General features: G+C 62.1%; 10 protein-coding genes, 2 tRNA genes, 2 rRNA genes and 1 riboswitch (1 of these 15 cut by a window edge). Of the genes, 8 read left to right on the top strand and 6 right to left on the bottom strand.

Annotated elements, in window-relative coordinates; genetic code table 11:
• Positions 1-11 precede the first annotated feature (11 nt).
• Positions 12-860, bottom strand: coding sequence for a chorismate mutase (locus BM374_RS01695; protein WP_092288855.1), 849 nt, complete (start codon positions 858-860; stop codon positions 12-14).
• Between the two features lie 170 nt (positions 861-1030).
• Positions 1031-1110, top strand: a riboswitch (SAM riboswitch).
• A gap of 86 nt (positions 1111-1196) precedes the next feature.
• Here BM374_RS01695 and metX point away from each other — a divergent pair.
• Entirely contained in the window at positions 1197-2399 is a 1203-nt protein-coding gene (gene metX, locus BM374_RS01690; RefSeq protein ID WP_092290117.1) for a homoserine O-acetyltransferase MetX, read from the top strand.
• Position 2400: 1 nt separating this feature from the next.
• Positions 2401-3063: a methionine biosynthesis protein MetW gene (gene metW / locus BM374_RS01685; protein WP_092288854.1), complete on the top strand. Its 663-nt coding sequence runs from the start codon at positions 2401-2403 to the stop codon at positions 3061-3063.
• A 294-nt stretch (positions 3064-3357) separates the two neighbouring features.
• Here metW and BM374_RS01680 read toward each other — a convergent pair whose 3' ends face one another.
• Positions 3358-4221 (bottom strand): alpha/beta fold hydrolase, encoded by an 864-nt coding sequence (locus BM374_RS01680; protein ID WP_092288853.1) that lies wholly within the window; start codon positions 4219-4221, stop codon positions 3358-3360.
• A 215-nt stretch (positions 4222-4436) separates the two neighbouring features.
• Between BM374_RS01680 and BM374_RS01675 the strand changes: the two genes are divergently transcribed.
• On the top strand, positions 4437-5078 hold the full coding sequence (locus BM374_RS01675) for a TIGR02594 family protein (protein ID WP_092288852.1): 642 nt from the start codon (positions 4437-4439) through the stop codon (positions 5076-5078).
• 154 nt (positions 5079-5232) lie between these two features.
• Here BM374_RS01675 and BM374_RS01670 read toward each other — a convergent pair whose 3' ends face one another.
• Positions 5233-6021, bottom strand: coding sequence for an MOSC domain-containing protein (locus tag BM374_RS01670; RefSeq protein WP_092288851.1), 789 nt, complete (start codon positions 6019-6021; stop codon positions 5233-5235).
• 243 nt (positions 6022-6264) lie between these two features.
• Here BM374_RS01670 and clpB point away from each other — a divergent pair, with 243 nt between their 5' ends.
• Positions 6265-8904 carry an ATP-dependent chaperone ClpB gene (clpB, locus tag BM374_RS01665; RefSeq protein ID WP_092288850.1) on the top strand — a complete coding sequence of 880 codons (2640 nt, stop codon included), beginning with the start codon at positions 6265-6267 and terminating at the stop codon, positions 8902-8904.
• Positions 8905-8979: 75 nt separating this feature from the next.
• On the opposite strand, the gene BM374_RS01660 is transcribed toward clpB, so the two are convergent.
• The 3 genes from BM374_RS01660 to BM374_RS37725 form a co-directional block, all read right to left on the bottom strand.
• Positions 8980-9246 carry a hypothetical protein gene (locus tag BM374_RS01660; protein ID WP_092288849.1) on the bottom strand — a complete coding sequence of 89 codons (267 nt, stop codon included), beginning with the start codon at positions 9244-9246 and terminating at the stop codon, positions 8980-8982.
• 105 nt (positions 9247-9351) lie between these two features.
• Positions 9352-11415, bottom strand: coding sequence for a M23 family metallopeptidase (locus BM374_RS01655; protein ID WP_092288848.1), 2064 nt, complete (start codon positions 11413-11415; stop codon positions 9352-9354).
• A gap of 692 nt (positions 11416-12107) precedes the next feature.
• A complete protein-coding gene (locus tag BM374_RS37725) occupies positions 12108-12401 on the bottom strand; it encodes a hypothetical protein (RefSeq protein WP_143270136.1) in 294 nt (97 codons plus the stop codon).
• Between the two features lie 10 nt (positions 12402-12411).
• Here BM374_RS37725 and BM374_RS01650 point away from each other — a divergent pair.
• From BM374_RS01650 to BM374_RS01635, 4 genes are all read left to right on the top strand, one after another.
• Positions 12412-13898: ribosomal RNA gene (locus tag BM374_RS01650) — 16S ribosomal RNA — on the top strand.
• 186 nt (positions 13899-14084) lie between these two features.
• Positions 14085-14161 (top strand) — tRNA-Ile (locus tag BM374_RS01645).
• A gap of 33 nt (positions 14162-14194) precedes the next feature.
• Positions 14195-14270, top strand: a tRNA-Ala gene (locus tag BM374_RS01640).
• 386 nt (positions 14271-14656) lie between these two features.
• Positions 14657-15196 (top strand): 23S ribosomal RNA (locus tag BM374_RS01635); it runs 2307 nt beyond the window's last position.
• Together the 16S and 23S rRNA genes with 2 tRNA genes alongside form the textbook arrangement of a ribosomal RNA operon.

The following is a 15196-nucleotide window of genomic DNA, read 5'->3' as shown; positions in this document are numbered from 1 at the left end:
TGGGCGCGTATTTACGATTTCGACCCGGTCGGGGGCACCGTATAGCGCGTTGCGTGGCTGCCGACGAGGGCCGTGGAGCGCACCGAGGCCCCCGCCTCGATCAGGGCAGCCCTGATTTTGTCGATGCCGGTGGCTGACGTCACCGAGACCAGCAGCGCTGCGCCGTCGAAGGCGGTATCGGGCACCGCCACGATCTCGGCGAGCGGCGACAGCGCGCGCGCGACCTCGGCGTTCCACCCGGACACCCGCACGCTGAAGGTCTCCACTTCAGTAACCAGAGCGCTATCGGCGACGCGCGAGATCGCGAACACGGGCAGCGCCGCCGGATGGTCGGCGCGCTCGACGAAGGGCATGCGCGCGATGATCTTAGGTGCGCCGTCCGCCTCCAGCTCCAGCCACCACGGCGTGCGGCTCGAAGTCGCCGAGACCAGCGCAAGATCGCCTTTGGATTTCGCCACCGCCTCGACCGCGGCCTGTGCGCTGAAATGGGCGACGTAAGGCACCGTGAAGCCGAAATGGAAGCGCACGGAATCGCGCATGGCAGGTTCGCTCACCGAGATATCGGCATGCACGGAGAACGGCGCCTGGACATAAGTGAAGGTCGAGATGATGACGCGCCAGATGCTCTCGACCGTGTCGAGCGGCAGGATGCCGCGATGGCGCTGCACGATCTCACGCATCATCGACGCCTCGCGCGCCGGGCGGAACGCCGATCCGACCTCCTGGGTCTGCTTCACCTGGATCAGGCGATCGATGATGTCGCCACGCTGCATCAAGAGACGATGCATGGCCTCGTCGATCGCGTCGATCTCCTTGCGCAATTCCTGGAGCGATGGTGGCGCGGGCGGACGTTGGGACATATCTGACAGGCTGTTGTGAGGGAGCGGACGAGGTTCTGATTAGGCAGTCGGGGCGGCGAAAGCAAAGAGAAATGCAAAGGGAAACGAGACCTCCGAGGCCGCCGGGCGAGGCAGAAATTTGCTCAATCCGGACCGTGACTTGACGAAATCAGCCCAGGCCGGTAGGTTTTTGCCCGTTCCGTGGTCATTTGAGCCGGCCGGCTTGCAGCCACGTTAAAAAACTCGCTAAACAGGCCGGGGACGCTTCCGATCCCGGCCGAACCTATCGTTCAGGCCGGGTTTTTCATGGCCTGATGTCAGCGGCGCTTCTCGTGGCAGTCGCAAACGAGGTCGATGATGGTTGGCGTCAAGACTGTGCCCAGTCCCGCGATCAGTGCCGACGATCGCTCGCATGAGGTCGATCATCCGAGCTCGCAGCTTGCGCTGTTCGGCACCGAGCAGCCGCTGCGGCTCGATTGCGGCGTCGATCTCTCGCCGTTCCAGATCGCCTATCAGACCTATGGCGAGCTCAATGCCGACCGTTCCAATGCGGTGCTGATCTGCCATGCGCTGACCGGCGACCAGCATGTCGCCAATGTGCATCCCGTCACCGGCAAGCCCGGCTGGTGGGAGACCCTGGTTGGTCCCGGCCGGCCGCTCGATCCTGACAGGTATTTCATCATCTGCTCCAACGTGATCGGCGGCTGCATGGGCTCGACCGGGCCGGCCTCGATCAATCCCGCCACCGGCAAGGTGTGGGGCCTGGACTTTCCCGTCATCACCATCCCCGACATGGTGCGCGCACAGGCGATGCTGATCGACCGGCTCGGCATCGACACGCTGTTCGCGGTGGTCGGCGGCTCCATGGGCGGCATGCAGGTGCTGCAATGGACTGCAGCCTACCCTGCGCGCGTCTACTCCGCGTTGGCGATTGCCTGTGCGACGCGGCATTCGGCGCAGAACATCGCCTTCCACGAACTCGGTCGCCAGGCCGTGATGGCCGATCCCGACTGGCACAATGGCGGCTACGCCGATCACGGTATCCATCCGCATCGCGGACTCGCGGTCGCGCGGATGGCTGCGCACATCACCTATCTCTCCGACGCCGCGCTCCATCGCAAGTTCGGCCGGCGCATGCAGGACCGCGAACTGCCGACCTTCTCGTTCGACGCCGACTTTCAGGTCGAGTCCTATCTGCGCTACCAGGGTTCGTCATTCGTCGAGCGCTTCGACGCCAATTCCTATCTCTATCTGACCCGCGCGATGGACTATTTCGACATCGCCGCCGACCATGGCGGCGTGCTGGCGAAGGCGTTCACAGGCATACAGACTCGCTTCTGCGTGGTCTCCTTCACCAGCGATTGGCTGTTCCCGACCTCGGAATCGCGCGCGCTGGTGCACGCACTGAATGCGTCGAGCGCGCGGGTATCGTTCGCCGAGATCGAGACCGATCGCGGCCACGACGCCTTCCTGCTCGACGTGCCCGAATTCTTCGAAATCTCGCGCGCCTTCCTGCAATCGGCCGGCAAGGCGCGTGGGCTCACCGACAAGGACGGCTGACATGTCCGCGCAAGAAGTGCTGCCGTTCAACGGCATCGTGACCACGCAATCGGGAAACATCCGCGCCGACCATCTGCTGGTCGCCGAGATGGTCAAGCCGGGCTCGAAAGTGCTCGACGTCGGTTGCGGCGAAGGCGATCTGCTTCAGCTGCTCGAGACCCGCGGCATCGACGGTCGCGGCATCGAGCTGTCGCGCGAAGGCGTCAATCGCTGCGTGGCGAAGGGCCTCGCAGTGGTGCAGGGCGATGCCGACACCGATCTCGTCAACTATCCCGACGATGCCTTCGACTATGTGATCCTGTCGCAGACGCTGCAGGCAACGCGGCAACCCAAGGTCGTGCTGGAGAATCTCCTGCGCATCGGCCGCCGCGCCATCGTGTCGTTTCCGAATTTCGGCTTCTGGCGGATGCGCCTCCAGCTCCTGATCGGCGGCCACATGCCGCGCACGGAAAACCTGCCGGCCAGCTGGTACGACACCGCCAACATCCATTTCTGCACCATCAAGGATTTCGTCGAGCTCTGCGACGAAATCCACGTCAAGATGGAGCGTGCCGAGGCGCTCGACCTCTACGGCCGCCCGCTGCGCCTGCGGTTGCCATGGTGGGTGTGGAATCTGTTCGGCGAGCAGGGCGTGTTTCTGCTGAGCCGAGGCGGCGGGAAGTGACCCCGTAGAGGTCAGCTCCATCCACCGTCATTGCGAGCGCAGTCATCGGACCCGTCATCCTGAGGCGCGAGGCAAGCGGCGCAAAGCGCCGCTTGAGGAGCCTCGAAGGATGAACGGCCCGGGTGCTTCGTCGTGCTGCCGTGTCCTCCGGGTGAGAGTTGGGCCGTCGCCCTTCGAGGCCCGCTGAAGAAGCGGGCACCTCAGGGTGACGGTGTGGGATGGTCGGATTCAGCTGAAAGGATTTCGGATTGCGCTCGCGCCGTCAGGTGACGCAACGGCATGCTTGGTGGCGTCCTAATGCGCCACCATCGACCGCGGATCGCGCACCGGCCAGCGGCCTGCTTCCACCAGCGTCACGAACCGCTCCACGCTCTCGTTGAACAGCGCGGGCTCTTCGAGATTGAGCACGTGGCCCGATTTCGGAAACATCGCGAGGCCCGCGGCCGGCAGATGCTTCTTCAGAAACAGGCTCGGGCCGACGCACGGATCATCCTCGTCGCCGCAGATGATCAGCGCCGGCGTCGCCGTCTTCGAGATTGCATCGGTCATCGTGTAGATCGACGGCCTGCCGCCCTGGAATCCCCGCATCGTATTGGCCGAACCCTTGGCATCGTGCCGCGCCAGCGCAGCATAGAAATCGGCGTGACCTCTCGGGTCCTTCACCAGGAAGGAAATCCGGCTCGGCGCCTCGCGCGTGACCTTGGCGACCTCGGTCGAGCCAAGCGTCTCGAACTGCTCGGCATTGGCACGGCACTGCTTGCGCCAAGCCTCCAAAGTCTCGAGCTCCGAGCCGGAGCCGACGCCGGCCAGCGTCATCGACAGTGCGCGTTGCGGCGCGTTCAATCCGATCTGGAGCGATGAGTAGGCGCCCATCGACAGGCCGACGAGATGCGCGCGCTCGATTCCGAGATGATCGAGCACCGCGAGCGCATCGGTGTAGAAATGCGTGTAGCTGTAGAACTCGCCCTCGGGCACATCAGACGGCGTGTAGCCGCGCGCGGAATAGGTGATGCAACGGTGACCGCGCGAGAAGTAGCGCATTTGCGGCTCCCAATTGGTGTAGTCAGCCGCGAACTCGTGCAGAAAAAGTATCGGCGTTCCCTGACCCGCTTCTTCGAAATAGATGCGGACGTCGTCCCTTGTCGTGGCGTGGGGCATTAACCGTTTCCCTCTCTTCAAGCCGTGATTTGAGGATCGCAGTTAATGCTGATGTCCGCAATGAGGCAGCTTCACGCCAGTACCGACGCAAAATCATCGCAGCTATTCGCCGGCGCCGCGTCTTTTTCTCGCCACATCCGGAAGCTTTACGGCCCGTCGGATGTCGGCCACCGCACGGGCCGACGGGAAAGTGGGGTGTCAACGTAGGATGAAGAATGGTTGAGTTGTTTGCGTCTCGCCTGTCGCGTTGTATTGTCGCGCTGGCGATCTTCGTCGCGGCTTTTGCCGCATTCGTTTCTCCGGCCTCAGCGCGGCCGCATCATCGTCATAGCGCAGAGCGGCACGCTTACGTGCATCACGTCAGACATCATCATTATCGCCACTCCGTCCGCAGCTCGCGCTTCGAGCGCAGCGCGGCGGCGTTGCAGGCAGGTGGTTTCGCCGATACGCAGGCCAGCTATGATCCGAATGCGAATACGTCCGCGAGCATGAGCGGCGGCTTCGACGGCGGATCGGGTCTCGTCTCCGAGGCGCGGCGCTATCTCGGCGGCAATCCCACGGGGCGCGGCAGCCTGTGGTGTGCGCGTTTCATGAACATGGTGCTTCAGAAAACCGGCCATCAGGGCACGGGTTCAGACATGGCGAGTTCGTTCGCGCACTACGGCACGCGAGTTTCCGGTCCGCAGGTCGGCGCGATCGCGGTGATGTCGCGCGGCCGCCGCGGCGGTCATGTCGGCATCATCACCGGCATCGACGCGCACGGCAATCCGATCATGATCTCCGGCAACAACGGCAATCGCGTCCGCGAAGCGCCGATCTCGCGCGGCCGCATCTATGCGTATGTGATGCCGAATTGACGATGCTGCCGTAGGTTGGGTTAGCTGGCGGTCGCGCGAAGCGCGATCCGCTGGCGTAACCCACCGCTTCTTTTTTCCGCGTCAGCACAAGTGGTGGGTTACGCCGAGCGGTTTGCGCTTCGCGCAATCCGCGGGGCTAACCACCCTACGAAGGTCACACCAAGCTCGGCTGCTCCAGCGCAACCGCGTCTCCCACGCCGATCTCGCCGCCTTCAACAACCTCGGCATAGATGCCGCAATCCATGTGACCGAGATGGCGCGAGAGCGTCGGCGGAATGTCGAGATCGCGCACGGCGGTGTCGGGATCGACATTGGTAGCCGGGCAGCGCTTGATGCGCTTCACCACTTTCAGCCGGGCCTGCCCGATTGCGAGCGTCTGGTCGACCAGATCGAGCTCGGACCAGGCCGGCCAGCCTTTCACGTACAGATTGGCGCGGAAGCGCAAGGGATTGACGGCAACGCCGCCGAGCATGGTCTCGATGGCGTGGACGCTGTCGAGATTGATGATCGACACGACCTTGCGGGCAACGTCGGAAAAGCTGTGGCCGCGACCGGAGAGGACCTTCGGCGGGCCTTTCAACTCAGGCTGAAAGTTCTCGTTGAAATAGGTCTCGATGGCGGCGCGCCCAGCCGCGGTTTCGAGATCGCCGCTGGCAACGATCTGGCCGTCCTTGCGGATGGTCAGGCGATTGGTCGCGTCCTCGAACCGGCTGTCGAGGGACGCCAGTCGCTCATTGCGGGCCAGCATCAGAAATTGGATCTTCGGCTTCCACTCGGGGGCCTCGGGGTCAAACCCGCTCGGGCCGTTCTCGATGGCGTAGCGACGGTCGGCGGGCAGGGTCTGGCCTGGCCGCAAGGGGACGCAGGGTAGGGATTCCGGCGTCAGGCCCTTGATCGGGTAGCGGTAAAGGGCGGTGATCTCGGCGGTCTGGCTGATTGTCATGCCGCTACTTAGGGGATTCGACCCGCACCCGCCAAGCGGGCCGATCAGCGCACGAAATTGTGAACGGGCCTCTTCCGATCCAAGGGGGCGCTTCCCACATCTGGGTCAGGCCGGCACCAGCGCCGGCTGATAACGACCGTCTGTTGCGTTGAGGAATGTCAACGCGACGAGCGGAAACCCAATGAAGATGCCGTTTGGGGTGCCTTGGAGGGCCCCATGGGCAGGCCGAGGGAAAGAAAAGCTATGAATATCGAGAAGTATACCGAACGCTCCAGGGGCTTCATCCAGTCCGCGCAGTCGCTTGCGATGCGCGAGGGGCACCAGCAGTTCTCCACCCTGCATGTCCTGAAAGTCCTGCTGGACGACAATGAGGGGTTAGCTGCCGGTCTGATCGACCGCGCAGGCGGCAATTCCCGCGCAATCCTGAAGGCGACCGAGGACGCCCTCAACAAGGTGCCGAAGGTCAGCGGCGGCGGTGCCGGCCAGATCTATCTGGCGCCGGAACTCGCGCGCACGTTCGACGCCGCCGAAAAGGCCGGCGAGAAGGCCGGCGACAGCTTCGTCACGGTCGAGCGGCTCTTGCTCGGCCTCACGCTGGAGAAGACCAGCGAAGCCGGCACCATCTTGAATAAGGGCGGGGTGACCCCGCAAAACCTCAACGCCGCGATCGAAGCGCTGCGCAAGGGCCGCACCGCGGACACTGCGACCGCCGAGAACGCGTATGATGCGCTGAAGAAATATGCCCGCGACCTGACCCAGGCCGCGCGCGACGGCAAGCTCGACCCGGTCATCGGCCGCGACGAGGAGATCCGCCGTACCATCCAGGTGCTGTCGCGAAGGACCAAGAACAATCCCGTCCTGATCGGCGAGCCCGGCGTCGGCAAGACCGCCATCGCGGAAGGGTTGGCGCTGCGCATCGTCAACGGCGATGTGCCGGAGAGCCTGAAGGACAAGAAGCTGCTGTCGCTCGACCTCGGTGCGCTGATCGCAGGCGCAAAATACCGCGGCGAGTTCGAGGAGCGGCTGAAGGCGGTACTCCAGGAAGTCACCGGGAGCGAAGGCACCTTCATCCTGTTCATCGACGAGATGCACACCTTGATCGGTGCCGGCAAGGGCGATGGCGCGATGGACGCCTCCAACCTGCTCAAGCCCGCGCTTGCGCGCGGCGAGCTGCACTGCATCGGCGCGACCACGCTCGACGAGTACCAGAAGCACGTCGAAAAGGACGCGGCACTGGCTCGGCGCTTCCAGCCGATCTTCGTCAGCGAGCCATCGGTCGAGGACACCATCTCGATCCTGCGCGGCCTGAAGGACAAGTACGAGCAGCATCACGGCGTGCGGATCACCGATTCGGCGCTTGTTGCGGCCACGACGTTGTCCAACCGCTACATCACGGATCGCTTCCTGCCGGACAAGGCGATCGACCTGATGGACGAGGCCGCCGCACGGCTGAAGATGCAGGTCGATTCCAAGCCGGAAGAGCTGGACTCGCTCGACCGTGAGATCATCCGCCTCAAGATCGAGCAGGAAGCTCTCAAGAAGGAAAGCGACCTCGGCTCCAAGTCCCGGCTCCAGACGCTGGAGAAGGATCTTGCCGAGCTCGAGGAGAAGTCGGCTTCGCTGACGGCGCGCTGGAGCGCGGAGAAGAGCAAGCTCTCCGATGCCCAGAAGCTGAAGGCCGAGCTCGACGGCTTGCGTGTCGAGCTGGCCAACGCGCAGCGGCGCGGCGAATTCCAGAAGGCGGGCGAACTGGCCTATGGCCGGATCCCGCAGCTCGAGAAGCAGCTTGCCGACATCGAGGCCAAGGAGAACGCCGGCGAGATGATGGAGGAGGCTGTTACAGCCAACCACGTCGCGCAGGTGGTCTCGCGCTGGACCGGCGTGCCCGTCGACAAGATGCTGGAGGGCGAGAAGGAGAAGCTCCTGAAGATGGAGGAGCAGCTCGGACGACGTGTGGTCGGCCAAGCTGAGGCCGTGCGTGCGGTCGCGACCGCTGTGCGCCGTTCGCGCGCGGGCCTGCAGGATCCGAACCGCCCCACGGGTTCGTTCATGTTCTTAGGCCCGACGGGCGTCGGCAAGACCGAGCTGACGAAAGCGCTTGCGGAGTATCTCTTTAACGACGAGACCGCGATGGTCCGCCTCGACATGTCCGAATACATGGAAAAGCATTCGGTTTCGCGGCTGATCGGCGCTCCTCCGGGCTACGTCGGCTACGATGAGGGCGGCGCGCTCACCGAAGCGGTGCGGCGCCGGCCTTATCAGGTCGTGCTGTTCGACGAGATCGAGAAAGCGCATCCTGACGTCTTCAACGTCCTGTTGCAGGTGCTCGATGACGGCCGCCTGACCGATGGCCAGGGCCGCACCGTCGATTTCCGCAACACGCTGATCATCATGACCTCGAACCTCGGTTCGGAGTATCTGGTGAATCAGCCCGAGGGCGAAGACACTTCAGCCGTGCGCGAGCAGGTGATGGGCATGGTGCGGGGACATTTCCGCCCCGAGTTCCTCAACCGCGTCGACGAGATCATCCTGTTCCATCGCCTGCAGCGGAGCGAGATGGGCCGGATCGTCGAGATCCAGTTCGCGCGGCTCCAGAAGCTGTTGACCGATCGCAAGATCGTGCTGACGCTCGATGCCGCCGGCCGCGACTGGCTCGCTGCCAAGGGCTGGGACCCCGCTTACGGCGCCCGGCCGTTGAAGCGGGTGATCCAGCGCTACCTCCAGGATCCGCTCGCCGAGATGATCCTGGCCGGCGACGTCAAGGACGGGGACCATGTTGCGATCTCGTCCGAAGGCAACGTGCTGACCTTCAACGGCAAGGCGCCGCAGACCGCGGAGATCACCCAGTTCGAGGCACCGGTGTCGAAGCGGAAGCTGAACTGATCGGCGGCGCGTAGCCCACACAAATTCGTCCCGGAGAGGTCGTTCTCTCCGGGGCTTTTTTGTGGAGTTAGCCTACTAGCTGATTGCCGCCGCCGAGCCATGTCCAGCGGGGCCGTCTTCCTCGTCTTCCTCCTCCAGCTCCGACAAAATATCCACCAGCTCCCGCACCCGGCCCTGCGCCAGCGGCCGCAAATCGTTCATCATCGGCTCGTCATTGGCGAGCCAGGCTTGGGCTTCGGCAAGTTCCTCGACGGTTGCGCCGGTTCCGATGATCTGGGCGATGGTGACCTCATCGGCCCGGTCCACGGCCTTGACGACATCGTCGCGTGAGAGGCGCGTCATGGGCGATCCTCCTGCTGATGGGCTTCCCGATTGCCTCTAACCGGGAATCCCTGACTCGGTTCCGCGCACGGGCATGTCGTGTGCGAGGCTACTTCCCGCTTGCAATTACCGGTTGGTGACCTGGAGCGGCCCGCCCGTCGCGTCCGACAGGCGCGCGATGGCGCCGCCGCGGCCGCTCATCATGCCGTCGAGACGGTCGCGCTCTTTCTCGAAGCCGGCAAGCATCGGGCCTTCCAGCGAGCGGCCACGCGGCAGCTTCACACGCAGCGGATCGACGAAGCGGCCGTTGACGAGGATTTCGTAATGGACGTGAGGGCCGGTCGACGCGCCGGTCGAGCCGACGAAGCCGATCACCTGGCCCTGCCGCACCTTCTTGCCCGGCTCCATGCCCTTGGCAAAGGCGGAGAGATGGCCATAGCCCGTCTCGTAGCCGTTGTTGTGCTTGATGCGGACATATTTGCCGTAGCCGCCCTCGAGCTGGGCTCGCTCGATCACGCCATTGCCGGCGGCGAAGATCGGCGTGCCGTAGGCGGTGGCCCAGTCGACGCCGGTGTGCATCCTCACGAAACCGAGGATCGGATGGCGACGGCCGCCGAAGCCGGAGCGCATGATGGCGGTGTTGACGGGCTTCCTGACCAGGAACTTCTTCGCGCTCTTGCCGGTCTCGTCGTAGTAGTCGACGACGCCGTCGTCAGGGCTCTGGTAGCGGTAATATTTCTTGGTCTCGCCGCCGACAGTGAGGGAGGCGAACAGCACGTCGTTCTTCTCGCTCGAGGTCGTGCCGTCTTCTTCGCCGGCATAGAACACGTCGAACGAGTCGCCCGGCTGCACCTTGCGCTGGAAATCGACGTCGTAGGAGTAGATCTTGATCATGTCGTCGATGACGGGCATCGGCACTTTGTTGCGCATCGCGGTCTCGTAGATGCTCTGGTAGAGCCGCACGCCGCTGCCGTCGTCGTCGTCATCGTCCTCGCTGCTGGTGCTGGTCGTGGCGTCGGCGACGGTGTTCATGCTGGAGACGTCGACCGCGACGTATTTGCCGAGATCGGACAAGGCCGCGATCGCCTCGACCACGGTGTCGTTTGCAACCACGACGCGATAGGGCTGCAGCCGTGCACCGGGACTGGCGGGCGCCATCAGGATGCGGAGCTTTTCGCCTTCCTTCAGGCCGCCGTCGCGGCCGCGGGGACCGAGCGTCGCGGTGATCGCCTTGATCTCCTCGGTCGTGGCGCCGAGATCGCGCAGCACCGAGCCGACGCTGTCGCCCTTCTTGACCAGGTGCACGCGCTCGCCGGTGGGATTGCCGCCGGTGATCTGCTCCTTGGTCTTCGGCAGCAGCGTGACGTTTTCCGGCACCACGCGGGTTTCGAAGCCGGCATAGGGATCGGACGGTGACACTTCGGTGGCATAGGCCATCTTCATGTCGGAGGCGCCGGCTGCGCCGGAGACGTCGGCGGTTGCGTTGGACAGTGAGGCGTAGCGCACCCCGCCATTGCCACGCCAATTGGCGGCATCGCGCACCCGCATCAGGATGTCGTCGAGCGCCACCACCGCGGAAATCTTGGCTTTCGGCAGCACCGGCGAGAGATCCTTGGTGACGAAGGAGACCTCGGCGTCGGGCTCGACGGCTTCAGGATTGTTCGGATCGTCGGCGGCGGTCTTCGGATCGGAGCCGACGTCGGTGAGCAGACGCTGCGCATTGAATGGTGGAATCTTCGCCGAAAGATCGCTCGTCGTCATCGACAGATTGCCGGCGATCCGGATGAAAGGACGCACGCGCATCACGTCGCGGTTGCCGACGCGCGCCACCGTCGAGACGCGTACGATGCTGCGTGAGGCCGTGGAGTCGTTCGGAGGCGGCAGGCGATCGCTCTTGTGCAGCGTGGCGGTGCGATCGGCGGCGCCGAAGGCACCGCGCAGCGCGCCTTCCACGCGCTCCGGCACCTTGGCGAAGGTCATTTCACCGTCGAGCGATGCGAAAACGGCGCCGCCGATCAGGGCTGCGCCGCAGAGTCCGGTCAGAATTGTGCCGCTGAACCATTGCACCGAGACGCGACGGCGATCGATCACGGCGGCCTCGGAACCATCGACGGACAGCGGCGGCTCGTGGCCGAGATCGATGATCCCGGTCTCACGCCCGTAAGCGCCGCGTGACGTCCTCTGGTTCAACCCAAGTCCCCCGATCAACGAACCCGAAAGTCCCCGCTTGGCGTCCCTTCCTGGTCGCCCTCTTGAAGGGGCATCGCAGGAAAGGCCATGTCGCCCAGCTGCTCGCGCTCAGAAGCCCCCGAATGAGGCCCGGCCGAAATTACGAACAACTAGACAGGTGAAGGTCTCTCGATGTCTTGCGAATGTCCGAAGAAGGCCGCGTCATTGTCAGATCGCCTTCTCTGAACCCCATGAAAATCGCCGGTAGCCCCCACTGGCGATCCCCGCGATTCAAGCTTGTCTCTTATCAGAACGCCGCGGGATTGTGGCTCTAGTACGGCGCCCAATATTGAAAAAGTTTCCTGAGCGGCCAGGCTCGGTGTCTCGGGGTGAGGGCGCCTGAGGTCGCTTCCAGACCCCTTCAGGAGCCCCTCCCGAGCCCTCGGGGCGGCAAACTTTTTTTCAGATTTTTTGCAGGGCGTCATCGCTTGGCTCGCTCTGGGGCGATCTAATCGATTGGAATCACTTGATTTTTCCCGCAGATCCACTGTGCGACGATTTGTTGACGATTGGCGTTGACAGCCCGGAAGGTGCGGCCTATAACCCCAACCACTGAGCGCGGCGCCGCCGGGTCACTGACCAAGGCGAGCGAACGCGCCACTGATGCTCCTCAACTTGTTGAGTGACACAACAGCCGACGCAATCGGTTGGAGTCATTCGACGTCGGTAAGAGTGTCGGAACCCTTCCACTCCGGAAGGTTGGGGCCTCCACGGTCCCGGGCTGTTTGACAAGTGAAGATGAAGAAAGAGAAACGTGGACGGCGGAGTCCTTGCGGGTCTCGCTTCTGAAAAGCTTCGGCTTTTCTGATCGAGACCGGACGAAAGACTTCGGCGGTACACGTTTCAAAGGAAACACCATCGTTGCCAGCGATGTGAATCGCAGGCAGCACATCGACTTCGGTCGATAATGGTGGGACCTCGTCAAACGTTGTGATCAGCCGGTTCAAAGTTCAAGTCCAACTTGAGAGTTTGATCCTGGCTCAGAGCGAACGCTGGCGGCAGGCTTAACACATGCAAGTCGAGCGGGCGTAGCAATACGTCAGCGGCAGACGGGTGAGTAACGCGTGGGAACGTACCTTTTGGTTCGGAACAACACAGGGAAACTTGTGCTAATACCGGATAAGCCCTTACGGGGAAAGATTTATCGCCGAAAGATCGGCCCGCGTCTGATTAGCTAGTTGGTAGGGTAATGGCCTACCAAGGCGACGATCAGTAGCTGGTCTGAGAGGATGATCAGCCACATTGGGACTGAGACACGGCCCAAACTCCTACGGGAGGCAGCAGTGGGGAATATTGGACAATGGGGGCAACCCTGATCCAGCCATGCCGCGTGAGTGATGAAGGCCCTAGGGTTGTAAAGCTCTTTTGTGCGGGAAGATAATGACGGTACCGCAAGAATAAGCCCCGGCTAACTTCGTGCCAGCAGCCGCGGTAATACGAAGGGGGCTAGCGTTGCTCGGAATCACTGGGCGTAAAGGGTGCGTAGGCGGGTTTTTAAGTCAGGGGTGAAATCCTGGAGCTCAACTCCAGAACTGCCTTTGATACTGAAGATCTTGAGTCCGGGAGAGGTGAGTGGAACTGCGAGTGTAGAGGTGAAATTCGTAGATATTCGCAAGAACACCAGTGGCGAAGGCGGCTCACTGGCCCGGTACTGACGCTGAGGCACGAAAGCGTGGGGAGCAAACAGGATTAGATACCCTGGTAGTCCACGCCGTAAACGATGAATGCCAGCCGTTAGTGGGTTTACTCACTAGTGGCGCAGCTAACGCTTTAAGCATTCCGCCTGGGGAGTACGGTCGCAAGATTAAAACTCAAAGGAATTGACGGGGGCCCGCACAAGCGGTGGAGCATGTGGTTTAATTCGACGCAACGCGCAGAACCTTACCAGCCCTTGACATGTCCAGGACCGGTCGCAGAGATGTGACCCTCTCTTCGGAGCCTGGAACACAGGTGCTGCATGGCTGTCGTCAGCTCGTGTCGTGAGATGTTGGGTTAAGTCCCGCAACGAGCGCAACCCCCGTCCTTAGTTGCTACCATTTAGTTGAGCACTCTAAGGAGACTGCCGGTGATAAGCCGCGAGGAAGGTGGGGATGACGTCAAGTCCTCATGGCCCTTACGGGCTGGGCTACACACGTGCTACAATGGCGGTGACAATGGGATGCTAAGGGGCGACCCTTCGCAAATCTCAAAAAGCCGTCTCAGTTCGGATTGGGCTCTGCAACTCGAGCCCATGAAGTTGGAATCGCTAGTAATCGTGGATCAGCACGCCACGGTGAATACGTTCCCGGGCCTTGTACACACCGCCCGTCACACCATGGGAGTTGGTTTTACCTGAAGACGGTGCGCTAACCGCAAGGAGGCAGCCGGCCACGGTAGGGTCAGCGACTGGGGTGAAGTCGTAACAAGGTAGCCGTAGGGGAACCTGCGGCTGGATCACCTCCTTTCTAAGGATGGCTCTTCAGAAGCTTGCTTCTATCGAGCTGTTTTAGAAACATCAGGGGCCAACAGATCGCCAGATCGTTGAGCTCCATTGGCGGGATTTCGCCGTCTACGTTTCTCTTTCTTCGCGGACGAACACGCGCTGGGCCTGCAACGGCAGGATCCAGGGTCCTTAACGGGATAAGCGTTAGGGGCTTGTAGCTCAGTTGGTTAGAGCGCGCGCTTGATAAGCGTGAGGTCGGAAGTTCAAGTCTTCCCAGGCCCACCACTTTCATCGAGTGAGCATTCGTCTTCTGGTTACGGGGCCATAGCTCAGCTGGGAGAGCGCGTGCTTTGCAAGCATGAGGTCGTCGGTTCGATCCCGTCTGGCTCCACCAGATGGTTTGATCGCCGAGATCGTGCACCGTCGTCCGCGAAACATCACTTCGCATCCTGCTAGTCTGGATAGACAGCAGATTGCGTGTTTTCTGACATCGTAAAGAGGAGATCGATCCGAGTTGGGTCGTGTAGCAGATTGCTGCGCGAATCCTTCATTATCTCCGGATCATTTTCGGCGCTCGACGCTGACCGCAAGGTTAGCTCTCGAGTTGTAAAATGATCCTTTTAGCGAAGCTTGACCGCCTCGCTATCGGAACGATCTTACGAAGCAAGCTGGTCTTTCTAGTCAATGTCCGGCTGTAGATAGCGTTCATCGAGGGCGCGTGCCGCAAGGCAGTTCTACAGACAACATTCTGCCGAGTGTGTGGACATTGATAATGAGAGCAATCAAGTGCCTTAAGGGTGTTCGGTGGATGCCTTGGCGCTGAGAGGCGATGAAGGACGTGCTACGCTGCGATAAGCCGTGGGGAGCTGCGAAGAAGCTTTGATCCGCGGATTTCCGAATGGGGAAACCCACCTTCGATAGCCGGAACTCCAAGACCTTGTGTCTTGGTGTTCGACCAGAAATGATCGGGACCATGACCGCTGAGGTTTTGGATTTCCGGTTATCAAGAGAAGGTATGAGACTTCTGAATACATAGGAGGTTTCAAGCAAACCCAGGGAACTGAAACATCTAAGTACCTGGAGGAAAGGACATCAACAGAGACTCCGTTAGTAGTGGCGAGCGAACGCGGACCAGGCCAGTGATACATCAAAGACAATCGGAACCGGTCAGGAAAGCCGGGCCTCAGAGGGTGATAGCCCCGTACGAGTAATGCGATGATGTATCCACGAGTAAGGCGGGACACGTGCAATCCTGTCTGAACACGGGGGGACCACCCTCCAAGCCTAAGTACTCCTCAGCGACCGATAGCGAACCAGTAC

The organism is Bradyrhizobium sp. Ghvi, assembly GCF_900115265.1.
GTDB lineage: Bacteria > Pseudomonadota > Alphaproteobacteria > Rhizobiales > Xanthobacteraceae > Bradyrhizobium.
Note: the sequence above shows the minus strand (reverse complement) of the source record. Positions and strands in the feature narration are given on the sequence as shown.